Source organism: Neobacillus mesonae, assembly GCF_023715155.1.
Lineage (GTDB): Bacteria > Bacillota > Bacilli > Bacillales > Cytobacillaceae > Neobacillus > Neobacillus mesonae_A.
On the sequence record NZ_JAMBNQ010000004.1, the window covers coordinates 49,273 to 71,220 of the forward strand.

Genomic DNA, 21,948 nt, shown 5'->3' on the forward strand with positions numbered 1-21,948 from the left:
TTATATGATGGTGCCTGGCACTATTTTTTATCTTCTTTTGGTTTTGTTATCTTTTGCAGATACCTGTACTTTCTTAATCTTTTCAAACTCGATATAAACATGGATGACCTTTTCACTTATTTCTTCAATTGATAATACCTTTCCTTTACGGCCTTTAATTTTTATATTCTCGTCGACTGTGGGAATTTGTTGGGACAGCTGAGTTAATACATTTGTTTTATTCTCAAAAAAATGAATGACCATTATTTTCAATTCCCCCTCATGATTTAAATATTCCTCTACAAGAAGGATGAGGTGTTTCCTTTAAAGAACCCATCATCATAATTATAAATATTGATTTCTGGGAAAAATTAGACCTGCCGAGGTAATAATTCTGAAGACAGTTAGAGAAAGGAACCCAAAACTGATAAGACAAGATTCCTATTCACGAAATCAAAAAATTTATCAATTTTGAAACAAAAGGGACTTTTTTACTATTTTCATATTATATATAATGGAAAAGGAATAAATAGAAGGGGGATATGGAGTTTGTTGTATAATGTGGTTTTATTTGTACATATTTTAGGGGCCATGGTGATGTTTGCAGCTGTAGGAATCACGTTAACGGCGATGATTTCAATGCTTTATTCGGTGAAGACAGAGGGCGTGCGAAATTGGTCTGCACTGGCGGTGAAGCTTGACGGTCTCCTGCCATTCAGTGTGATTTTGATTTTACTGCCGGGATTATATCTTGTTTTTACCTCATGGGGATGGGGGAATTCATGGGTTGAACTGTCGCTCGCACTTTTAATCATCATGACTATTATGGGACCAGTAATTAATTTACGACGTTTAAAAGCTATTTTACAGGCTGCTTCCGAGGAGACAAATGAATTACCGTCGGCTGTTTTATTACAAAAAGTAAGAGACCGTGGACTTTGGATTTCAGTTTCAACAATGACAATGCTGACCCTGGCGATATTATTTTTAATGACCGTGAAATTGGGGATGATTGGTTCGATTGTGACGGTAGTACTGGCAATTATCTTAGGTCCTGCCATAGCGAGTATTCTTATAGGAAAAGCATCCGCTAAAATTTTTGCAGCTGATTCAAATTCAGCTTCCATTGATTAATGTTGCACAAATAAAGGGAGAAAACAGCTGTTTTTCTCCCTTTAAAATATTCTGCGGCCATATTTTGGCGATCCATTTCTTTATTCTGCATGAATAGGTTAATTAAAGAAACGAGCCAATCCCTTTTTTATCATGATGAAAATTACAAATAAAATAACAAAAACAAAGAAAAAACCAAAGAAACCTAAGAGTCCTACGACCGCATCCTCGAATTCCATATTTCCTCGATTAGTCAATGCTTGTTGAATCTCAATAGCAAATACTAAAACAAACATAAAGGTGGTTGTATATAGAAAAGACAGAATGACGATTCCATAAGGCATTTTACTAATTATTTTTGAAATAACCAGCACAAAAAGAAATACCACAAATCCAATGATGCCCATGATCCAGAAATGTAAATCTTTATCTGTTAATTGAAGACCCAGCGAATGATTGACGAATATTTGAATAAAATCATGAAGATTATTTACAATGTCTGCTAAAAGTTTAATAGTTTCTTTCAAACCATCACGTCCTTATCCCTATGGATTATAACAGATTTAAAGCATTTAAGAAAAAGATTCTCATTTTGAGGTTAATAAGAACAAACATTGCATATTGAGAATTTAAGGTCATTAACGGTATGATGAAATAAATGGAAATGATTATTAGAGAGGAGGGTGAACATGAAAATTGTGATTGCAGGCGGTACGGGGTTTATTGGACGAAAATTAACAAACTTTCTTCAGCAAGAAGGGCACCAAATAATCATATTAACCAGGAAGGAAAAAGAGCCCACGGAAAATGTGGTCTATGTGAAGTGGCTTAAAGAAGGTACTTCCCCGGAAATGGAGATAAAACATGCAGATGTATTTATTAACTTGGCTGGCGTGTCCATTAATGATGGAAGATGGACGAAAAATCACCAGAAAGAAATTTACGACAGCCGCATGCAAGCAACAGAAGAATTAGTGCGCATTATCAAGGCATTGCCTGAGAAACCTTCTGTTCTAATCAATGCAAGTGCTATTGGTATTTATCCGGCATCCAATAAAGCAATCTATACCGAAGATTCATTAGAGACGGCAAATGACTTTTTAGGAAAAACAGTTAAAGACTGGGAAAATGCAGCGAAAATAGTGGAGTCATTTTCCATTCGTACTGTCTTTATGAGATTTGGAGTGGTTCTGGGGAATGAAGGAGGTGCACTCCCGTTAATGGTTCTTCCATATAAATTATTTGCAGGGGGGACTATAGGTTCAGGCAAACAGTGGGTGTCATGGGTTCACGTGAAAGATGTGGTTCGAGCTATTGTTTTTGCAATCAAAAATGATCAACTGACGGGTCCTGTCAATGTTACCGCACCTTCAGCCGTACAAATGAAAGAGTTCGGAAAGACAGTAGGATCTGTTTTGCATCGCCCCCACTGGTTTCATGTTCCTTCATTTGCTATGAAACTGGCACTTGGACAGAAGAGCAGTCTTGTTTTAGAGGGGCAGCATGCAGTTCCAAAAGCCTTGTTAGAAAAAGGATTTACATTTCATTATCCAGTGCTTTTAAATGCCCTGAATGATTTGCTGGTAAAAGCCAAATAACGACCTATTTAAAAACCTGTAAAGTATTCTAATTCACTGTTAGAATGCTCTACAGGTTTTTTATGTCCTACTAGACAGTAAATTCTCAGATTACCTTTTTCTTATTCTTGTGTAAAGCCATGGCCGGCCGATTCCAAGCATGAGACTTGCCTTCGTTTTATTACCTTTTGCTCGTTTTAATGCATCAGTAATGATGTCTTTTTCTGTAGAATGAACACTTTTTTTATGGGAAAATGGTAAAGGAAGGCTTACAGATTTGTCCTCATGAATTGTTTGGATAGATGATATTGGTGCCCCATCAACGTAGTTGTCTGGTTGTGAGTTTTTAGGGGACAATAATTTTTCTGATGAAAGAATGCCGATGGGTACCATTTTTGAATTGACAACAGGTACATGGCTGATGTTGTGTTTTACAAATTTTTCTCTTGCATCTTCAACGGAATCATCTGTGCGAAGAAAAATTGGGCAGGGGTTTACATATTTCTCAATAGCGGTATCAAGCGGGGATTGTTTAGCTGAAATTTGAAAAATCTTATGTTTAGTAATAATCCCAATTAATCTTTTTGATGAATCCACAACTGGAATTAAATGAGATGTTGTCTGTCTGCACATGGGGAGAACATCTCTAAAAATTTGGCTTTTGGTACAGCAAATAAAGTTTGTTGACATTAAATCTGTAATATACAAGGAAAACCCTCCATTTTAAATTTTTTAATGCTTAGCAAAAAAGTTAATTTTATATTTGCAATCTTCTGTTAATAAATATTACCATAAAAATAGAAGAATGACTGATTTTTACTTATAGAAAATGAAATTTAGTTATAAAGACTTAGGTGGAATGAATTAGAAAGTAGATTAGGAGGTAGTTATGGGGATTTTAAAAGGATTAAAGATTTTGGATTTTACAACACTCCTTCCCGGCCCTTTTGCGACAATGATGCTGGCAGATATGGGAGCAGAGATTATTAAAGTAGAGTCTCCATCAAGAGAAGATCTTGTTAAGCATCTTCCGCCAATGGATGGTGAAGTATCGGCAGCTTTTGCTCATTTGAATCGTTCCAAGCGGTCATTAGCCTTGGATTTAAAAAATGAAGAAGCAAAAGAGGTCGTCTTCCAATTGATTCAGGAATACGATATTGTAATTGAGCAATTTAGACCAGGTGTTATGGACCGGCTGGGGATCGGCTATGACAAATTAAAAGAAGTTAATCCAAAAATTATTTTTTGTTCTGTTACAGGATATGGTCAAACAGGTCCGCTTCGAAACCGGGCCGGGCATGACATTAATTATTTGTCATTAGCGGGTGCAGCCAGTTATTCTTCCCGGAAAAATCAAGCACCAGTTCCCGCAGGTATTCAAGTGGCAGATCTTGCTGGAGGGTCCATGCCCGCGGTGATTGCTATTTTAGCAGCTGTGTACCACCGGGTGCAAACCGGGGAAGGGCAATATATTGATGTAAGCTTGACGGATGCCGTTTTTTCCTTAAACGCCATGTTTGGTTCGGGATACCTTGTTGGCGGAATAGAACCGGAACCTGAGTCATTATTACTAAATGGTGGTCATTTCTACGATTATTATGAAACGAAGGATCATCGATATTTCTCTGTAGGAAGTCTGGAACCGCAATTCCAGGCAAAACTTTGCACTTTGATTGGGGATTCGAGCTTAATCCATTTAAGCAGCAGCCAGAAGAGAGAAGATCAGCAAGCTTTTAAAAAAATCTTGATACGGGCATTTAAAGAAAAAACATTTATAGAGTGGTTAGATCTTCTTGGTGATGATTTTGATGGATGTGTTGAACCTGTATTGTCTTTTTCGGAGTCAGTCGAACACCCGCAAATAAAAGCAAGGGAATTGGTTGTATCAGTCCCTAAGACAGAGGGAGGGTCTCAAAAACAGATTGCGTTCCCGATTAAATTTTCTACACAGCCTGCTGAGTACAAATATACTGGTGTACAAACCGGCAAACATTCAGAAGCAATATTGAGGGAAGCTGGTTATGAAAAAGAATCAATTAAATTATTAATGGAAAAAGGAGTTTTAGGCAGATAAAATAGTTGGAAGGAATTGGAAGTTTAGAAATAGGTTTATGGTTCAGCCAGCTCCCGCTCATATTGAGAGGAACTGGCTTTTCTGTCTGATAAAACTGCTGATTACGCCAATCCTTCCTGTCATATAGTGTAGTGAACAGGGAGGTGAACGAATGTCTTTTCTAAAATTATCTTCAAAAGATTTAAAGATTGCTCAAGCGGCATTTCGAAAAAAATCCAAATCAAAACGGCTGATCATTGCGGCACTTTTTGCGTGTATTGCCTCTATTTTTCAGTCGGCGGGGGGATTTTTACCTGGGATTGGTTATTTTATAAGTCCCTTTTCAACAGCACCAATCCTTTTGTGCTCCATATTTTCTGTACCACTAGGGTTTTTTACTTATTTACTCACCAATCTATTATTGCTATTTCTTGAACCAAGCGAATTGATTGTATTCCCTTTTACCACCGGGATATTGGGTTTGGGAATTGGAACTGCATGCTCTTTTTTCAAACAGAAGATCCTAGTTGTTGGATTGGGTGCGTTTTTTCTAACAGCAGGTATTTTGATTTTGTTGTATGGAATAAAATTTCCGGTATTGGGCCCGGTTGTACAGGGTTCATATTCAATATTGACAGCAGGTTTGGTTTTTGGATTTGCATGTATATATGCATGGATTTGGGTCGATTTTGGTTTATTTCTGTTTAACAAAATAAAAAGGTTATTCCTGAATTAATAGGACTATTGTTCAATGAGAATGCGAAGTTTCCCTATTTAATCCGTAATATCCAAATCACATCGATGTTCGGTAAACACAAATATGAATTCCATGAGGTTTAAATATACCAAAGTCCAATTTATAATTCTTTTTTTCTCCCAAACATCACTATTTGAACGTTTAAAACCGCTGTTCCCCCTGCAGCGGTTGATGAAAAATTAGTTTTATTTATTGCACATATGGTTCCTATCCCCGTTTCAATGGAAAACTGTAAAAAAATCTATTTTGGTAACTATTGCTTCCGGGATCTCACTGCCAAATTCAGCGCAAAATATATCACCTATGGGGACAGAGAGAGGACTTTCGTTAATATCAAAACCCATAACAGCCGAATCCGGAGCAAATGTTCCTGCAGGCATGGGCGTCCTCATTGGATGACTTTTCAGTAAAAGTTCGGACAATTAAATCCTTACGCAATTATTTTTTGCCTGTTGAAACAATCTGCAGCACCTTGTCGGTTCTAAAAATAATTTCAGCATTTCCACTTGGTATATTAAGGGTGTATTGATTTTTCCAAAAAACCTCAACTTAAACCTGGAGGGAGTGAAATATCTTTCAGGTTTACAATCCGTTCCAATCATACAACGATGCATCTTTGGAATGAGCCTTTCTACCGGCTTATTCAGGTTGAAGCAGGGGGGACCTTCCACTCTCTAAGACGGCATCGATTAGAAAAATTTCATTGGATTGGTTTAAGGCTTCTTTGAAGAACGTATCAAAATCAGCAAGAGTAGAAGCTCTTCTGCCCTTGATGCCAAAGCTTTCTGCTAATTTTACAAAGTCTGGGTTTTTAAAATCAGCACCATAGCTTTGGCCAAATTTTTGATTCATTTGCTGTACTTCAAGTTGTAACATGGAATCATTTAATAGGATGATAATAAACGATAAACCAAGCCGTTTAGCGGTTTCGATTTCAGCAAAATTCATAAGAGCGCCGCCATCCCCAGTAACACAAATAATGGTGTCATTTGGTGCTGCTAACTTCGCGCCAACAGCACCGGGGACTGCAATTCCCATGGAGGCAAGGCCATTTGAAATAATTAGACCGTTTGGTTTTTTCGGCTGATACGTCTTGGCAATAGACACTTTATGTGCTCCAACATCAGAAATTACAATCGTATTTTCTGATGTGTGTTGTTCGATGCAGTGAAGCATAGTTTCCACCGTTAATGATTTATTGGATATTGGCTTAATCTGGTAAGCCTTTTGTATTTTTTCCTTAAGCTTCCCCATTGGTTCCCATGGTTTGGCAGGGAGCACCGTATTATTCAGCATTTGAAGTGTTATTTTCAAATTCCCGACTAATTCTGCTTCAACTGGATAATATTCATTAATTTCAGCTGGCAGTGAATCAATATGTAAAACCGGCAGCTTTTTCTGATTCCAATCCTTTGGCAGTTTTTCAACAAAATCATAGCCAATCACAATGAGTAAATCTGCTTCCTCAAGACTGGGAAGCACCAGGTCATTCTCTTTAAATCCAAAAGTGTAGTAGTTATTGGGATGTTCCTTTGGCAGCACTCCTTTTGCCATGAAACTATGAATAGCGGGGGATTTAAGGGTTTCAACGAATGTTTGAAGTTCCTGGACCGCCGCTTCACGAATGACCCCGTTACCAATAATAATGAATGGTTTAACGTGTTTTTCAATTAAGGATTGTGCTGTAATAATTGAATGCGTTGTTGGCACAATTTCAGGTAGTGGTGTCACAGGCAGCGGCTGATTCGGGATCATTTGGGAAGCCAAATTTTCCGGCAAAGTGACAGCAGCAGCACCTGGCTTGTCCATTTTTGCGGTTCGAAAGGCCTTTCGAATCATGGTTGGTGCTGTTTGTGATACATGGATTTGAGAGCACCATTTGGTTACCGGTTTTAATAATTGGACTATATCAATATATTGATGTGATTCCTTATGCTGCCGTTCCAGACCGGCTTGCCCGATTAAGGCGACAATAGGCGAGTGATCTAACTGCGCACTTGCGATACCTGTCAGCAGATTAGATGCGCCAGGCCCAAGCGTCGATAAACAAACACCTGCTTTTTTAGCTATTCTCCCGTAAACATCTGCCATAAACGCCGCACCCTGCTCATGCCTTACATTTACATATTGTATTTTGGTTGATTTAGATAATGATTCTGCGAGATCAAGTGTTTCTGTACCGATGATTCCAAAAACATACTCGGCCCCTTCGTTTTCTAAACATTGCACAATTACATCCGTAACTTTCATATGGTCTCCTTTCATACCTACTTTAAGATGGTTACGTTTTACAATTAGTTTTGACTTTTTGATGAAGAGGCATTCTTGCGTTTTAAATTATTGGCCGAATACGGAAAATTTAATGCTCCTCCATTTCCTTAAATACCAAAATCGAAAAAGGAAAAAAGGGGTTCGGGCATGTAGAATGACTCTACGTTACCGTTATCTAAATTGGAAGGAGTGTTCGGGCACGTAGGAGGACTCTACGTTACCATATTCAAAATAAGAATGGGTGCTTGGGCAAAGACTCTACATGACTGTAACTAACAAAAGAAGTCCCGTAAATAAAGCGTACTAGCCAGAATTATACCGTTTTTTTAATCACTCTATTTGGCTTTCTTATCATAAGATAATACAATGGAATATATAGTAAGGAGGAAGAAAGCATGAATATGATAGATTTAATTAAATCAAGACGAAATATTAAAAAGTTTAAAACCGATTTGGTTGATCAAAATATAATTCAAAAATGGTTGGAGGCAGCATCCATGGCTCCTAATCATCGTATGACAGAACCATGGGAAATTACCTTTATTGGACCAGAAACCAGGAAAAAGCTAAATCATAAAACAGACTTTGGAAATGCACCGGTCCTAATGGCTGTGTTATCAAGACATGGGGCTACTCAGGTTGAAACAGAAGAAAATGCTGCTGCAACTGCCTGTTTTATTCAAAATTTTAATTTGGCAGCATGGTCAGAGGGGGCAGGCACCTTTTGGTCTTCTATTGGCATTAACGGTAAGAACCGAGAACTGTTAGAAGTACCTGAAAACTATGATTTGCTCGGTGTTTTTGGAATTGGATATCCAGAAGTAGTTCCAGAGGAAAAGCCTCGTACAGCTATTGAACAGAAAATTAAATATCTTCCATAAAACTGGCGGTTTGCTACCGCCTTGATTTTTATAAAAGGAGGGACTATTGATCATTGATATTATTTTTCTAATCATTTTCCTATTAGGAATCAATTATCTACTAAAGAATTTCTTTAACTTGAAAAAAGCAGCGGAAATTTCCAAAGATGCTCTTTTTCCAAACGAAAAAAGTGATTATGGTGGAATTATTGTTCCTTATGAATGGAAAGAAATGATTCCACTCTCAAAAAAAACAAAATCCTATCAATATGTGAAGTGGGGCACCATTGCGGTTTGCATCGTCCTTATAGCTTTATTATGGATGGTCCTAGCAACAGATTGGCTGGACTCGTCTTATTTCACCCTTGCATATGTTTTTTTCTGGATATTTAATTCAGTGAAACATCGTGGAAATTTATTTATTTTGGAAGATGGTTTGATTTTAAACGGAAAATTCTATCATTTTTATCAAATAAAAGATTACGAGATTGAAAAAATTGTTCGCTGGCATTCTCTATATGGACTGGATGACAAGATTAACAATGCCTATAAATTAACATTTAAAATAAGGTCAAGGTTTACTCAGCCTCAATTTGTCATAGTTCAACAGCATGAACAGCTTGAAAAAATTACATCATTTTTAAATCAAAAGGGGATTCCTTTTTTTGAAAAAGAAAAAGCGGTTGAAATGTAGAAGGTGGAGAGGATGCGTGACCAAAGACTAAATTAAAGGCCTGTGGTCACGTAGAAATACCATATCTAAATTCGTACAATCCTGCTTTGAATACAAATAATACTTAGCATACTCACAAGCAATGAAACAATTGATACATGCACCAGTATAGACCCCAAACTTAAATTAGTATAAATCAAGAGGGCGCCGCTCAGTGCCTGTAGTACAATAAGCACTAAACAAATAACGCTCAGACGATAAATGTCAGATCGAACAACGCGATATTTTAGAGCCATTCGAAAAAGAATAATAAATAGAATAATCAGTCCTAAAGCAAATAATCGGTGGCCTAAGTCAATCCATAAAGCATTTCCGGCTTCAGCAAACGTTTCCGTTGGAAAAGGATATCCGCGAAATGAAGAGCCGGCACCTGTTTTTGATACAAATCCACCAAAGTAAATGGCAATGTATAAAAAGACCATGACAAACCATGAAAAACTCATAAAAGAAGAAGGTAATTTTTCCGTAATTTGGATTTTCCTTTCTTCTTGATAAATCACATAGGCAATATTCATTAAACTTGAAAAAGAAATAAGTGCTATCCCCAGATGAAGGGCCAAAAGCATAGGGGAAAGTGAAATAATAACGGTTAATGCACCTAATGTTGATTCACCCAGAATCCCTAGAACAGCAAAAAGAACCAGCCATTTAATTGTACGTGATTTATAGCGAATCCATGAAAGGGCGGAGACTGTAAATAATAAAATACTTGAAAGTCCCACTATGATTCGATGAGTGTATTCAATAATGGAGTGGTAATCAGTAAAATCAGGAATGAGTTTGCCATTGCAAAGGGGATAGCCGCTGCCGCATCCCATGGCGGAACCTGTCATGGTATCAATAAAACCGATGATATTTACAAGAAAAATGGCAGCTGCCGCTGATATTGAAAGCCAAAAATAACGCATAGTAGAAACACCCTCTTCAAAATTTCGGGTAAATAGATTTACAAGAATGAATAAGTTCTTTAAAACTCTTAAAAAATGGAACCCTGTATTAATAGGCGGCCGGTTAATAACAATAAGTAAGCCAACCGGCCGCTTTCAATTTTCAAAGTTAAAGTAAGTAAAAAATTTTAGATTTAAAATATTGTCCAGCTGCATCTGCAGCGCCCAGCGAGTTTTCATCCTCGATTAATCTTCCTTGAGAACCTTGCGAAAAACAATTTCCTTAAGCAGTTCGAGGTCAAAAAACCTTCTGCTCTAAAAGTCAAAAATTGGACTTATAGAGCAGAAGAACAATTCGGTGCTGTTAAACTTATTGTACCTGTGAATTAAATGACATTATCCAAATGGCCCCGGCAACGATCGTTACAACGAAAATGATACCTAAAATTAATGCCATAACATTATATCTCGGTCCTTCACCATCACGAATATGCATGAAGAAGAACAACTGTACGACAAATTGCAAAACGGCTGCAAGTAAAATGCTGACCACCAGTGCCGTTTTACTTAACAGGTGATTAAGCACGAGAATAATAGGAATAATGGTCAAAATGATGGAAAGCGCAAACCCTGTTGTATAGGCCTTCATGTTTGCTGTATGTTCATGATTTGACATGCTACATCACCCCCATCAAATACACAACCGAGAAGATGAAAATCCAAACCGCATCTAAAAAGTGCCAATAAAGGCTGACCATTGATATTTTTCTTTTGGTCACTGGCGTAATTCCTCTCCTTGAAAGCTGAACAAGAATGCCAATCATCCAAAAGATCCCAAAGGACACGTGGAGTCCGTGCGCACCGACAAGTGAGAAGAAAGAAGTCAGGAATGCGCTTTGAGAAAGTGTTGCTCCCTCAGCTGCCATATCCATAAATTCCTTTACTTCCAGCCCGACGAATACTGCTCCTAAAACAGCTGTAACAATCAGCCATTGTGTTAACCCTTTTTTATTTCCTTTATGCATATTTAAAACAGCAATTCCGCTTGTAAATGAACTGATTAACAAAATGAAAGTTTCAATAATGAAGTTCGGAACATTGAACTCACTTGCTGTAAAGCCGCCGTTTGTATGGGTGTGAAGCACCGCATAAGCCGCGAAAAATGTAGCAAATAATAAACAGTCGGTGACAAGGAAAATCCAAAAGCCTAATAATTTAATTCCTTCCTGGTCTTCATGGCCTTGAGTATGGTCAGAGACGTGAGCAGAAATACTTTGTTGCATGTCTATAACCCTCCTAATTTGCAGTCCGATGAACCGAACCATAATTCTTTCGTGCTTTTTCCGTTTTTTCAATTTCTTCTACTGGAATATAATGATCTGTATTGTATTGGAAAGAACGGGCAAACAATGTAAGAGCCACACCAATTAATCCGGCAATTCCCATCCACATCCATTCAAATGTAAAACCAAACCCGGCTATAAACCAGAATACTGACATGATAAATGGAATACCAGTATTGTTTGGCATATGAATTGGTTCATATTTTACGGCTTCTTTATGAACATTTCCTTTTTGCATTTCCTCTTTTTGATACCACCATGCATCGCGTCCTTTTACTACTGGTAAAATAGCAAAATTATAAGCAGGTGCAGGAGATGGGATTGACCATTCTAGTGTCCGGCCATCCCAAATATCACCAGTCACATCACGTTCACCATGTTTGATACTGTAAAGAATCTGCCATACCTGGAAGATGAAGCCGATTCCCATTAAGAAGGCACCAATCGTTGAAATATAGTTGAGCGGAGCCCAGCCCATATCCCAGCCCATGGAATCGTTGTACGTATAGATACGACGAGTCATCCCCATGAAGCCTAAAGCGTATTGAGGCATGAAACATACATAGAAACCAATTTGCCATAACCAAAATCCCCATTTTCCTAATCGTTCATTTAATTTGAATCCAAAAATTTTCGGGAACCAATAGTACATTCCGGCAATATAGCCAAACACAACCCCGCCAATCAATACTTGGTGGAAGTGGGCGATTAGGAAATAACTATTATGATATTGATAGTCTGCAGGAGCTGCAGCAAGCATAACTCCTGTGGCACCGCCGACTAGGAAACATGGAACAAATGCCATAACCCACAGCATCGGCTGGGTAATTCGAATCCGACCGCGGTACATTGTAAACAGCCAGTTAAATACTTTTACACCAGTTGGAATGGCGATAATCATCGTACAGATCGCAAAAACGATATTAACGTTTGCACCAGCACCCATAGTAAAGAAGTGGTGAACCCAAGTATAGTAAGAGACAACGCTAATGGCAATCATTGAAAAGACCATCGATGAATAACCAAAAATCCGTTTCCTTGAGAAGGTTGCTACAACCTCAGAGTATACACCGAAAGCAGGAAGGACCACGATATATACTTCTGGGTGCCCCCACATCCAAATCAAGTTGACCCACATCATTGGGTTACCGCCGGCAGTCATGGTGAAGAAGTGTCCGCCTAGCAGTCTATCAATTGTTAACATCACCAATGTGACTGTCAAAATAGGGAATACGCCTAAAATAGCGATAGAAGAAGATAATACAGACCATGAAAATAAGGGCATATCTCTTAAACGCATTGTAGGTGTACGCATTTTTAAAATCGTTACGACAAAGTTGATCCCTGTCATTAAACTTCCGATACCAGAAATCTGAATCCCCCAAATCCAGAAGTTTTGCCCTGGACCTGGACTGAAATCATTTTCTGATAACGGCGGATATGACAGCCATCCGGCATTCGGCGAACCGCCGACAACAAAAGAAATATTAAAGAGCATAGCTCCAAGGAAAAACAGCCAAAAACTTACAGAATTTAAAAATGGATAGGCAACATCTCTTGCCCCGATTTGCAAAGGAACTACAATATTAAATAAAGCGAACATAAACGGCATCGCCATAAAAAGAATCATGATGGTACCGTGTGTAGTAAAAATTTCATTATAGTGTTCTGATGCTAAAAAATGACTATTTGGAACCGCCAGCTGAATCCGCATTAAAATGGCGTCAACTCCGCCGCGGAAAAGCATTAGCAATGCAGAAATCAGATACATAATCCCAATTTTTTTATGATCAACGGTTGTAATCCATTCTCTCCAAAGCCAGCCCCATTTCTTAAAATAGGTCAGGTAAAAGATGATTGCAACACTCACTAAAGCAATGGAAACATCTGCACCATAAATCATCGGATCGCCAGTGACGAAAAAATGCGAGTTTTGCATTGATTATTTCCTCCTGATTATTTTTTATCTTCCATTTTCATACTAGACATGGATGACTGACTGCCCATATCCCCCATATGGCTCATATGGTCATAGTAAGTACCGCCATTTTTATTAACGATATCTTCATACAGGCCTTTAGGATAAGAAGAAAAGCTTAATTCTTTTTCAAGACCAGGCTTAGATAATTGTTTATATCCTTTATCTGTTAAGGCAGGGGAGTTTTTCTTAATCCCAGCAGCCCATTGATTAAAATCGTCCTGTGTGACAGATTTTACTCTAAATTGCATATGTGCGAACCCTTTACCGGTAAAGTTAGCACCGGAACCGAAGTATTCACCGATTTTGTCTGCTTGCAGCCAAAGACCCATGGCCATACCTGGCATCGTGTATTCCTGGCCGCCCAACTGCGGAACCCAGAATGAATTCATTGGCGCGTCTGAAGTCAAGATGAACTGAACCGGAACTCCCGCAGGAATTTCTGCATAATTGACGGTTGCAATTTTTTTGTCAGGGTATGTAAACATCCATTTCCAATCCAATGATGTAACTTGTACAACAATGGGTTTTACATCTTTAACTGGTGGTTTTGTCAGATTAATAGTTGTTTTGGCAGTGTATACACCAAGTATAGCGACAATTATAATAGGTATTCCCCACCAAATAACTTCAAGGATTTTACTATCGGCCCATTCAGGCTGGTAAGGGGCTTTATTGCCGGGCTTGTCCCGATACCGTATGACAATATAAACGAAAATGCCTAAAACAGGGAGGATAATAATAGCACATAAAATGACCGAAATAATAATAAGGTCGAGTTCTTGCTGGCCCACAGGCCCTTTTGGGTTAAGAACAATAAAATTACTCTTATCGCACCCAGATAAAAGCGCCATGCCCAATAAAGCTAAGAAAGACAATTTAGCAGTTTGGATCCATTTACGCAATGTAAGGTCCCCTTTCACAAAATATAATGGAATTGAATTTCTACTATCGTGATAGTAAAAAGTGCTATTCAAATATACCAAAAACGATTCCAAATTAATAATGATTTTAGCGTAAAATCAGCACTTGTCACAAAAAATACAAATTTGTCAACCTAATATTTTACTATTTTAAAAAAGCAGTGATTTACATCACACTTGCGATATATTTTTTATCACAGATTCCTATTTTTAAATATTTTCTGCACTTAAAAGTGACTGAAGTTTAAAACTTCCTATTTTTCCATATAGTAAGTTATACCTATATATCCAAAATCTATAGGAATTTCCTAATAGTATTCAAGTTTTGTAATTATTGACAATATTTTGTCATATCAATACAATAGAAATTGTACCGGACATTTTATAAAGGGGGATTATGATGAGAAAAAGAAGGTTTCTATTGTCAATGGTATTTCTTTTAGTATTTTCTATGATTCTAGCAGCATGCAGCAGTAAAGAAACTGGCAGCGAAAAAGATGGAAAAGATCCTGGAAAAAGCGATGAAAAACCAAAATTCATGAGTATTCTTACAGGGGGAACAGGGGGAACATATTATCCTCTTGGCGGATCTTTTGCGAAAATGATTAAGGATGCAACAGGAATTGATACAAATGCTGAAACAAGCGGAGCATCTGCTGAAAATATGACTACCTTGAAAAATGGCGACGGAGAACTTGCATTTACACAAACAGATATCGCTTCTTATGCCACGGAAGGTAAGTTAATGTTTAAGGATAATAAAGTAGAAAATGTAAAAGCGATTGCAACCCTCTACCCAGAAACGATCCAAATTGTTACAACAGAAAAATCAGGTATTAAATCTGTTGCCGATTTAAAAGGGAAAAAGGTATCTATCGGGGCCCCGGGTTCAGGTACAGCGGCAAATGCCGAACAAATTCTTGAAGTCTATGGTTTAACACTCAATGACATCAAGAAACAAGATTTATCGTTTGATGAATCCACGCAAGGAATCCAAGACGGAACAATTGATGCTGCTTTTGTAACAGCTGGTACGCCAACAGGTGCAGTGGAAGGGCTTTCTGCAACTGAAAAGGTTGTCATCGTGCCGATTGACCAAGACAAAATCGATGCAATCATTAAGAAGTACCCTTACTACGTTAAAGAAGAAATTCCTTCCGGTACATATGGAATGGCAAATGCAGTTCCTACTGTAGCGGTACAAGCGATGTTAGTTGCACGCAGTGACTTATCTGAACAAACCGTTTATGACATTACAAAAGCCATTTTTGAAAACCTTGATCAAGTAACACATGCGAAAGGTAAGTTAATCAAAGTGGAAAATGCATTAAATGGTGTAGGTATCGAGGTACACCCTGGAGCACAAAAATACTTTGATGAAAAAGGGGTAAAAGCTCAATAAAAACCATTGTATTACAGGGATAACCGGCTGACAAAAAGCCGGTTTCCTTTTCTTAATTATTTAAATGGAGCAGCATCGCTTTTCTAAATAAAGTTTTTCTTTTTATAATCAGAACCCGTCTTTAAAAGCCTGGAGGTAAAATGAAAAAAGGTACGTTTCTAATCTTAACCATCACAAGTTTTTTAATATTGGTCATTATTTGTTTATTCATTCCTCTTCGGCAGGCTCTTGTCATTCAGCCTAGAGATCCTGCTTTAAGGCCAGCCTATATTCCCTTGAAAGATGAAGCCTATTTTAAAATTAAATATACGCATTCCATTCATCTGACCGATGTAGTGGAAAGTTATAAAATTTTACCTGACGGAAAAATTCAGCAATATGAGCTGATGTATAAAAATTTCGCAATTGGTATGCCGTCCGATGCAGAAAATGGAGAAAGATTTGTTCAAAAAAATGGCATGTACTATATCAAAAATATGAAACGAATTTTTTCATCTTTTTACATTCGAATAGGACAGGTTCGGGCCAATCATCGTCTGATTTATCATAAAAAAGAATATACTTTAGCTCAAATTTTCAAACCAGGAGCATCCGTGAAAGTTGAAGTACGGAAGCTGAGTTTGGTTCAACAAATGAAAGGAGTGAACATCCTTGAGTCATTTTGATGGAACTTTATCAGAAGAAAAACAACAGGAGCTTTTGGAAAAATATGATCCAGAATCCGGAACAAGGAAGTTAACTGGAGTCTTTCACTGGATCGTATTTGCTATTTTATTAGCCTTTTCGTTATTCCATTTATATACCGGAATATTCGGAGTGTTAACAGCGCAGCTGCAGCGCTCCATCCACTTGGGATTTGCTCTTGCACTTATCTTTTTGTTGTTTCCTGCCCGTAAGAAAAATCGCGGAAAAAGTCATAAGGTCGCGTGGTATGATATCATTCTTGCCCTCATTTCGGTAGTGGTGGGCTCCTACTGGCCATTAATGATTGATACCTTAGTTTCAAGGCCCGGAATATTGGCGGGACTTGATTTTTATGTGGGTTTAGCAGCCATTATTTTAGTCCTAGAAGCAACAAGACGTGCAGTCGGTCTGCCGATTACGATTATTGCCATCGTTTTTCTTGCTTACGCCATTTACGGCCCATACATGCCTGGGTTCATTGCTCATCGCGGACTTGACTTAGAACGCCTGGTGCAAACGATGTTTTTCACAACAGAAGGGATTTTAGGAACGCCGCTGGCGGTTTCCTCTACCTTTATTTTCCTTTTCTTATTATTCGGCTCATTTTTAGTGAAAACAGGTGTTGGACAGTATTTTAATGATCTTGCCGTTGCTGTTGCCGGCAGAAGCATAGGCGGGCCTGCAAAGGTTGCCGTTTTCTCAAGCGCCCTGCAAGGGACGATTAGCGGAAGCTCAGTGGCAAACGTTGTCACATCTGGTTCGTTCACAATCCCGATGATGAAAAAGCTGGGATATAAAAAGGAATTTGCCGGAGCAGTAGAAGCGGCTGCATCTACAGGGGGGCAATTAATGCCGCCGATCATGGGGGCAGCGGCTTTCTTAATGGCAGAATTCATCGGCGGCGGTATCACCTATTGGGATATTGCCAAAGCGGCCGCGATTCCTGCAGTGCTTTATTTTGCCGGAATCTGGATCATGACTCATTTTGAAGCAAAACGAATCGGCCTTCGCGGGTTAACGAAGGAAGAAATGCCAAACCGGAAAGAAGTATTAAAAAAGATTTATTTGCTGGTACCGATTGTTGCTATCGTTGTATTGATGATGACAGGAACAAGTGTCGTAATGGCCGCTTTATGGTCGATTGCGATTACGGTTGTCGTGAGTGCGATAAAAAAAGAAACAAGGATTGGCTTTGTTGGCATCATTGAAGCGCTGGTTGACGGGGCACGCTCCGCATTAGGTGTTGCTGCTGCTACTGCTGCAGCGGGGATTATTGTTGGGGTTGTAACCAAAACAGGATTAGGATTAAAAATGGCTAATGGATTAATTGATTTAGCTCACGGATATTTACTGCCGACATTAATTTTAACCATGATTACTTCCTTGATTTTAGGTATGGGGTCGCCGACAACAGCAAACTATGTGATAACGTCTACAATTGCAGCTCCTGCCATTATATTGCTCGGAGTGCCTGATTTATCAGCACATCTATTCGTTTTCTATTTCGGAATCATTGCCGACATAACACCGCCTGTAGCATTAGCAGCATTTGCCGCCTCGGCGATTTCCGGCGGGGAGCCGTTTAGAACGGGTGTAAACTCTTCGAAGCTGGCGATAGCGGCGTTTATTATTCCATATATGTTCGTCCTGTCGCCTGAACTCCTGATGATAAATACAACCTGGTATTATTTACTATGGGTGGTATTCACAGCTTTTATCGGTATGCTGATTATTGGTGCGGGAGTCATGGGCTTCTGGTATCGAAAAATGTTCTGGTTGGAGCGAATTCTAGCAATAGGGACTGGATTATCGTTAATTTATCCTGAGAAAATCAGTGACATCATAGGCTTGGTCATGTTTGTTGTATTGCTTGGACTGCAGTTCTTATATAAGGGCAGCAAGACGCCGAATATTCACAAACAAGATAATGTTGAGGCATAATTTTTTAAGAAAAGCGCAAGCGACTGACAAGCATAAGACGAGCCGGCTGAAAGGTCGCTTTTTAACCATTTGGACGGATTGGCTTATGACCTCGAGGGGCTAGGCGCTGGAGCTGGACAATTCTCAAAGTCGGAAACATATAAATTCTGATACTTTAAAAAAAGGGTCAGCTCCATTTTTTATAGGAAGCTGACCCTTTTTGTTATTGTTGGTTTTTCATTGCCTGCTCGCCCATGGCAACTAAACGTTTCGTCATTTCGCCGCCAACGGAACCATTTGCACGTGCGGTCGTATCAGCACCAAGCTCAACTCCAAACTCGTTCGCTATTTCTTCCTTCATTTGATCCAGAGCATTGCCTGCACCAGGAACTAAAAGTTTGTTTCTTGCAGCCATGATACATCACTCCCGAACGAAATTTGAGCAAAAAATTGCTCGTATATAATGTAACCGATTTGAAAATCCTAATTCGTATCAGGTAAAGTTACAATTTTCCATTTACTTCGCGTAAAAGTTCTCAGTGTAGTATGGCTGAGCTTTGTCATTAAAAGCAACACCGACACCTAAATATTTATACCCTTTACGCAAAATATTTTCCCGGTGTCCGAGTGAGTTCATTAACCCTTCATGGGCAAAAATACTGCTGAGCTGACCATATGCAAGATTTTCTCCAGCTAAATAAAAGATAATATGATCTTCTTTCATCCGATCAAAAGGAGACTGTCCCTTCAAATTGGTATGATCAAAGTAATGATTGACCGCCATATCTGTACTGTGTTTTCGTGCTGTTTCTTTGACATGTTCATCCCATGTTAAAAATGGAAGCTTGTGTTCAACACGGGCTGCATTCGTTAAATCAAATAGCTGGTATTCAAATCCTTCCTTCAATTGAGGGCTTGCTTTCGTGTAAAAATCAGCTTTATTTTGCTCCATATCCTTTGTAATTAACTGGATAGCTGTAACCGTATTATTTTCATGCTTATCGTAAAAAATAGTGACATAGGCATGATCTTGTAAAAACACATCGTACTCACCGCTTTGGTCTAGTTGATATAGGATAAATCCTTTGCGAATTTCTTTTAAAGGTTCTCCAAGTTTGGCTCTGACGGTATCTTTTGAAACTCCGAGCTTGATTCCGTTTTTGGACGAAATTAAATCCTGATTTGTATATAACCCGCAAGCTTTATTATCTTGATCATACATGACCATGAAAAAGTTATGGTAGTTGTCATGGTAGGCATTCCAATCTGTCCCATACTCGTTTAAGGAGGAGCGGACGGCTGGTCCTAACTTCTGTTCAATCTCAGCCTTGGAATCACCGAGTTCAATATTATGAATGGAATAAACTTGATCAGCAGGGGCCTTTAATTCAACTTTTTTAATTGGCTCTTCTTTTTCTTTTGGCTGCGGCAGTTTTTCCAATTGATTGTCAAACATTAACAAGACTTCTTGGACTTGATCGTATAATTCATTAAATTTTTTTGCTGTTTCTGGATTATTTTTTATTGAATCAATTTCAGACTGCAGCTCCTGAAAGGAATCAATACTATCCATTTTTTCTGTAATAACCGGCCATGAAAAGTATAATAACCCAACTATGGCCATTATCCCGAGAAACCGCCCCATTAGAACACCTCCATTTCTACTAGAATTGTAACCATTTCATTTTTATTATATAAGCAATGGGCATATTTTGAAAAAAGTTAAGGTATATGTAAAATTTGCAAATGGGAAAAATAAGTTACTTATCACTCTGTTGATTAGAGCGGAAGGGACGAAGAATTCCAAATGGAGCGAAAATCAACAACATAGTTTAACCAGCCAAAAATAAAAATAAAACCCTCAATTGTAATGTGAAGAGGGTTTTACCATTCAAGATTAAGCAATTTGATTTACTGGGATATAGGTGCAGTTTTCTGCATCCCACTTGTAAATTCCATCCTGTAATTGAATAACGGAATCAAATGGGCATGGAATGGAAGATTCTAAGCCCTGATTTTGTTGCAGGTTTTGAATCATTTCGTCTTTTAACTGAAGCAATTCTTCTCTTGACGCAACCCTTACTACCCGTTTCAGCGACAAATTCTTCTCCGTAATGCCATTTTTTAAGCAAATACTTTCTTGAAAACTTTTATTAAACTGAATCATCATGTTCAAATCATTTAAGCAGGCTACACCAAACACATCTTTAATAATGTCATCGTAGCGAAGTTCATAATCAGTAGCGAATTTAGTAATATTTCTTTCTGGATTTTCTAATATATAAATTTTTTCGATTTGCCTTTTCAAGCAACAACACCCCTTTAAATATTCCTGTCAAAGTGTTTTTAGCGACTTCTCATTATAACATATTTACTTTCAAAGGTGTTGTTTAAGCTGACTCCAAATAATTACATTACATCCAATACTTCTGGATTCACCAAATTCCTAGGACGTATGCCCTTAAGACCGGCCTTTAGATTTTCTATAGCAAGCTTTGCCATTTTTTGCTCGGTTTCAAATGTAGCGGAGCCTAAATGCGGCGTAGTGACAACATTTTTAAATTGAAGGAGGGGATGATCCTGCATGACAGGTTCGACTTGATAAACATCTAAAGCCGCACCATAAATCTCCTTATTTCTTAAAGCATCTATGAGTGCTTTTTCATTAACCGTCTTTCCACGGGAGCCATTAACGAAAATAGCAGAAGGTTTCATTAATTTAAATTCATGAGCACCCATTAAATTTTCGGTTTCAGGGGTTAAGGGGGTCATTAAAACAACAAAATCGGACTCTGTTAATAAGGAATCCATTTCACGATACTCGGCATTATATTTTTCTTCCGCTTCAGGATTTCGGCTGCGGTTATGATACAAAATGTTCATATCAAAGCCAAGGGCACCTCGTTTTGCAATCTCTGAACCAATTTTCCCCATACCGATAATCCCTAATGTCTTATGATGAACATCTACAGCAAACTGTTCCGTCGTTAAATAATGCTTCCATTTTCCCGTTTTAACAAACTGATCCATCTCAGGGATGCGTCTTGCTGCCGCCAGAAGAATGCCGAAAATCGCATCTGCGGTAGTCCCTTCCAGAACACCGGGAGTATTTGTTCCCATAACGCCCCTTTTTGTCATTTCATCAAGAGCAAGATTATTATAGCCGGTTGAATTATTAGAAATAATTTTTAATTTTGGTGCACAATCTAATAATTCGGTGTTAACAGGAAGTGAAAGACCGATTATGCCTTCCGCGTCCTTTAGTGCATCTATGAAGGCAGGTTCTGTTTTGGGATCAATTTTATCAAAAAGGTCAATTTCATATTCATCCTTTAATGGTTCAAGTACCTCTGGAAAAACAAAATTATAAGCGATTATTTTTCTTTTCATCGGAAAACCCCTCTTCGAATTTAGATAAATTCATGTATTCTCTTAAAGCATACTTAAAATTCCGAATGAGTCAACCGC

Annotated in this window: 23 protein-coding genes; 9 read left to right on the plus strand and 14 right to left on the minus strand. The window is 38.3% G+C overall.

The features are described 5' to 3' along the window. Nucleotides 1-27: 27 nt before the first annotated feature. Complete coding sequence (locus tag M3183_RS05990; protein ID WP_251467565.1) at nucleotides 28-243, minus strand: hypothetical protein; 216 nt, start codon at nucleotides 241-243, stop codon at nucleotides 28-30. Between the two features lie 285 nt (nucleotides 244-528). On the opposite strand from M3183_RS05990, the gene M3183_RS05995 reads away from it, so the two are divergent. Beyond that, complete coding sequence (locus M3183_RS05995; RefSeq protein ID WP_251467568.1) at nucleotides 529-1,113, plus strand: DUF2269 family protein; 585 nt, start codon at nucleotides 529-531, stop codon at nucleotides 1,111-1,113. Between the two features lie 98 nt (nucleotides 1,114-1,211). On the opposite strand, the gene M3183_RS06000 is transcribed toward M3183_RS05995, so the two are convergent. Then, nucleotides 1,212-1,619, minus strand: a complete 408-nt coding sequence (locus tag M3183_RS06000) for a hypothetical protein (protein WP_251467571.1) — start codon at nucleotides 1,617-1,619, stop codon at nucleotides 1,212-1,214. A gap of 162 nt (nucleotides 1,620-1,781) precedes the next feature. Here M3183_RS06000 and M3183_RS06005 point away from each other — a divergent pair, with 162 nt between their 5' ends. Continuing rightward, on the plus strand, nucleotides 1,782-2,690 hold the full coding sequence (locus M3183_RS06005; RefSeq protein ID WP_251467572.1) for a TIGR01777 family oxidoreductase: 909 nt from the start codon (nucleotides 1,782-1,784) through the stop codon (nucleotides 2,688-2,690). A gap of 90 nt (nucleotides 2,691-2,780) precedes the next feature. Here the strand turns inward: M3183_RS06005 and M3183_RS06010 are convergent, their stop codons facing one another. Next, nucleotides 2,781-3,377 carry a CBS domain-containing protein gene (locus tag M3183_RS06010; RefSeq protein ID WP_251467574.1) on the minus strand — a complete coding sequence of 199 codons (597 nt, stop codon included), beginning with the start codon at nucleotides 3,375-3,377 and terminating at the stop codon, nucleotides 2,781-2,783. 181 nt (nucleotides 3,378-3,558) lie between these two features. Between M3183_RS06010 and M3183_RS06015 the strand changes: the two genes are divergently transcribed. Continuing rightward, the gene (locus tag M3183_RS06015; protein ID WP_251467577.1) at nucleotides 3,559-4,743 is read left to right on the plus strand and encodes a CaiB/BaiF CoA transferase family protein; all 1,185 of its coding nucleotides are present in this window, start codon (nucleotides 3,559-3,561) and stop codon (nucleotides 4,741-4,743) included. A gap of 151 nt (nucleotides 4,744-4,894) precedes the next feature. Beyond that, nucleotides 4,895-5,458 carry a hypothetical protein gene (locus M3183_RS06020; protein ID WP_251467578.1) on the plus strand — a complete coding sequence of 188 codons (564 nt, stop codon included), beginning with the start codon at nucleotides 4,895-4,897 and terminating at the stop codon, nucleotides 5,456-5,458. A gap of 239 nt (nucleotides 5,459-5,697) precedes the next feature. Here the strand turns inward: M3183_RS06020 and M3183_RS06025 are convergent, their stop codons facing one another. Together M3183_RS06025 and M3183_RS06030 are read right to left on the minus strand one after the other, a co-directional pair. Beyond that, a complete protein-coding gene (locus M3183_RS06025) occupies nucleotides 5,698-5,859 on the minus strand; it encodes a hypothetical protein (RefSeq protein ID WP_251467580.1) in 162 nt (53 codons plus the stop codon). A gap of 259 nt (nucleotides 5,860-6,118) precedes the next feature. Next, the gene (locus M3183_RS06030) at nucleotides 6,119-7,729 is read right to left on the minus strand and encodes an acetolactate synthase large subunit (protein ID WP_251467582.1); all 1,611 of its coding nucleotides are present in this window, start codon (nucleotides 7,727-7,729) and stop codon (nucleotides 6,119-6,121) included. Between the two features lie 416 nt (nucleotides 7,730-8,145). Here M3183_RS06030 and M3183_RS06035 point away from each other — a divergent pair, with 416 nt between their 5' ends. Both M3183_RS06035 and M3183_RS06040 read left to right on the plus strand, forming a co-directional pair. Beyond that, nucleotides 8,146-8,631 (plus strand): nitroreductase family protein, encoded by a 486-nt coding sequence (locus M3183_RS06035; protein WP_251467584.1) that lies wholly within the window; start codon nucleotides 8,146-8,148, stop codon nucleotides 8,629-8,631. 46 nt (nucleotides 8,632-8,677) lie between these two features. After that, nucleotides 8,678-9,304, plus strand: a complete 627-nt coding sequence (locus tag M3183_RS06040; RefSeq protein WP_251467586.1) for a hypothetical protein — start codon at nucleotides 8,678-8,680, stop codon at nucleotides 9,302-9,304. 65 nt (nucleotides 9,305-9,369) lie between these two features. Here the strand turns inward: M3183_RS06040 and M3183_RS06045 are convergent, their stop codons facing one another. The 5 genes from M3183_RS06045 to M3183_RS06065 form a co-directional block, all read right to left on the minus strand. Further along, nucleotides 9,370-10,251 carry a COX15/CtaA family protein gene (locus tag M3183_RS06045; RefSeq protein ID WP_251467588.1) on the minus strand — a complete coding sequence of 294 codons (882 nt, stop codon included), beginning with the start codon at nucleotides 10,249-10,251 and terminating at the stop codon, nucleotides 9,370-9,372. Nucleotides 10,252-10,600: 349 nt separating this feature from the next. Next, nucleotides 10,601-10,906: a cytochrome o ubiquinol oxidase subunit IV gene (locus M3183_RS06050; RefSeq protein ID WP_251467589.1), complete on the minus strand. Its 306-nt coding sequence runs from the start codon at nucleotides 10,904-10,906 to the stop codon at nucleotides 10,601-10,603. 1 nt (nucleotide 10,907) lies between these two features. Next, nucleotides 10,908-11,513, minus strand: coding sequence for a cytochrome (ubi)quinol oxidase subunit III (locus M3183_RS06055; protein ID WP_251467590.1), 606 nt, complete (start codon nucleotides 11,511-11,513; stop codon nucleotides 10,908-10,910). Between the two features lie 13 nt (nucleotides 11,514-11,526). Further along, nucleotides 11,527-13,512, minus strand: a complete 1,986-nt coding sequence (locus tag M3183_RS06060; RefSeq protein WP_251467591.1) for a cbb3-type cytochrome c oxidase subunit I — start codon at nucleotides 13,510-13,512, stop codon at nucleotides 11,527-11,529. Nucleotides 13,513-13,529: 17 nt separating this feature from the next. Continuing rightward, entirely contained in the window at nucleotides 13,530-14,456 is a 927-nt protein-coding gene (locus M3183_RS06065) for a ubiquinol oxidase subunit II (protein ID WP_251467592.1), read from the minus strand. Nucleotides 14,457-14,874: 418 nt separating this feature from the next. Between M3183_RS06065 and M3183_RS06070 the strand changes: the two genes are divergently transcribed. From M3183_RS06070 to M3183_RS06080, 3 genes are all read left to right on the plus strand, one after another. Beyond that, the gene (locus tag M3183_RS06070; protein WP_251467593.1) at nucleotides 14,875-15,876 is read left to right on the plus strand and encodes a TAXI family TRAP transporter solute-binding subunit; all 1,002 of its coding nucleotides are present in this window, start codon (nucleotides 14,875-14,877) and stop codon (nucleotides 15,874-15,876) included. A 140-nt stretch (nucleotides 15,877-16,016) separates the two neighbouring features. Further along, nucleotides 16,017-16,541 (plus strand): DUF1850 domain-containing protein, encoded by a 525-nt coding sequence (locus M3183_RS06075; RefSeq protein ID WP_251467594.1) that lies wholly within the window; start codon nucleotides 16,017-16,019, stop codon nucleotides 16,539-16,541. Further along, nucleotides 16,528-18,501, plus strand: a complete 1,974-nt coding sequence (locus M3183_RS06080) for a TRAP transporter permease (protein ID WP_251467595.1) — start codon at nucleotides 16,528-16,530, stop codon at nucleotides 18,499-18,501. Before M3183_RS06075 ends, M3183_RS06080 begins: the two co-directional genes overlap by 14 nt. A gap of 202 nt (nucleotides 18,502-18,703) precedes the next feature. Here the strand turns inward: M3183_RS06080 and M3183_RS06085 are convergent, their stop codons facing one another. The 4 genes from M3183_RS06085 to M3183_RS06100 all read right to left on the minus strand — a co-directional run bounded on the left by M3183_RS06085 (nucleotide 18,704) and on the right by M3183_RS06100 (nucleotide 21,870). Further along, complete coding sequence (locus M3183_RS06085; protein WP_251467596.1) at nucleotides 18,704-18,895, minus strand: alpha/beta-type small acid-soluble spore protein; 192 nt, start codon at nucleotides 18,893-18,895, stop codon at nucleotides 18,704-18,706. A 102-nt stretch (nucleotides 18,896-18,997) separates the two neighbouring features. Next, entirely contained in the window at nucleotides 18,998-20,125 is a 1,128-nt protein-coding gene (locus tag M3183_RS06090; RefSeq protein WP_251467597.1) for a CAP domain-containing protein, read from the minus strand. A gap of 252 nt (nucleotides 20,126-20,377) precedes the next feature. Continuing rightward, nucleotides 20,378-20,788 carry a hypothetical protein gene (locus M3183_RS06095; RefSeq protein ID WP_251467598.1) on the minus strand — a complete coding sequence of 137 codons (411 nt, stop codon included), beginning with the start codon at nucleotides 20,786-20,788 and terminating at the stop codon, nucleotides 20,378-20,380. Nucleotides 20,789-20,889: 101 nt separating this feature from the next. Further along, entirely contained in the window at nucleotides 20,890-21,870 is a 981-nt protein-coding gene (locus M3183_RS06100; protein WP_251467600.1) for a 2-hydroxyacid dehydrogenase, read from the minus strand. Between the last annotated feature and the right edge of the window lie 78 nt (nucleotides 21,871-21,948).

What these genes read in the sequence shown, in the direction of transcription:
- M3183_RS06020 (WP_251467578.1), top strand. Translation starts at nt 4,895, where the DNA reads ATGTCTTTTCTAAAATTATCTTCAAAAGATTTAAAGATTGCTCAAGCG.
- M3183_RS06050 (WP_251467589.1), bottom strand. Translation starts at nt 10,906, where the DNA reads ATGTCAAATCATGAACATACAGCAAACATGAAGGCCTATACAACAGGG.
- M3183_RS05990 (WP_251467565.1), bottom strand. Translation starts at nt 243, where the DNA reads ATGGTCATTCATTTTTTTGAGAATAAAACAAATGTATTAACTCAGCTG.
- M3183_RS06045 (WP_251467588.1), bottom strand. Translation starts at nt 10,251, where the DNA reads ATGCGTTATTTTTGGCTTTCAATATCAGCGGCAGCTGCCATTTTTCTT.
- M3183_RS06100 (WP_251467600.1), bottom strand. Translation starts at nt 21,870, where the DNA reads ATGAAAAGAAAAATAATCGCTTATAATTTTGTTTTTCCAGAGGTACTT.
- M3183_RS06025 (WP_251467580.1), bottom strand. Translation starts at nt 5,859, where the DNA reads ATGCCTGCAGGAACATTTGCTCCGGATTCGGCTGTTATGGGTTTTGAT.
- M3183_RS06005 (WP_251467572.1), top strand. Translation starts at nt 1,782, where the DNA reads ATGAAAATTGTGATTGCAGGCGGTACGGGGTTTATTGGACGAAAATTA.
- M3183_RS06075 (WP_251467594.1), top strand. Translation starts at nt 16,017, where the DNA reads ATGAAAAAAGGTACGTTTCTAATCTTAACCATCACAAGTTTTTTAATA.
- M3183_RS06070 (WP_251467593.1), top strand. Translation starts at nt 14,875, where the DNA reads ATGAGAAAAAGAAGGTTTCTATTGTCAATGGTATTTCTTTTAGTATTT.
- M3183_RS06035 (WP_251467584.1), top strand. Translation starts at nt 8,146, where the DNA reads ATGAATATGATAGATTTAATTAAATCAAGACGAAATATTAAAAAGTTT.
- M3183_RS06015 (WP_251467577.1), top strand. Translation starts at nt 3,559, where the DNA reads ATGGGGATTTTAAAAGGATTAAAGATTTTGGATTTTACAACACTCCTT.
- M3183_RS06060 (WP_251467591.1), bottom strand. Translation starts at nt 13,512, where the DNA reads ATGCAAAACTCGCATTTTTTCGTCACTGGCGATCCGATGATTTATGGT.
- M3183_RS06030 (WP_251467582.1), bottom strand. Translation starts at nt 7,729, where the DNA reads ATGAAAGTTACGGATGTAATTGTGCAATGTTTAGAAAACGAAGGGGCC.
- M3183_RS06085 (WP_251467596.1), bottom strand. Translation starts at nt 18,895, where the DNA reads ATGGCTGCAAGAAACAAACTTTTAGTTCCTGGTGCAGGCAATGCTCTG.
- M3183_RS06055 (WP_251467590.1), bottom strand. Translation starts at nt 11,513, where the DNA reads ATGCAACAAAGTATTTCTGCTCACGTCTCTGACCATACTCAAGGCCAT.
- M3183_RS06090 (WP_251467597.1), bottom strand. Translation starts at nt 20,125, where the DNA reads ATGGGGCGGTTTCTCGGGATAATGGCCATAGTTGGGTTATTATACTTT.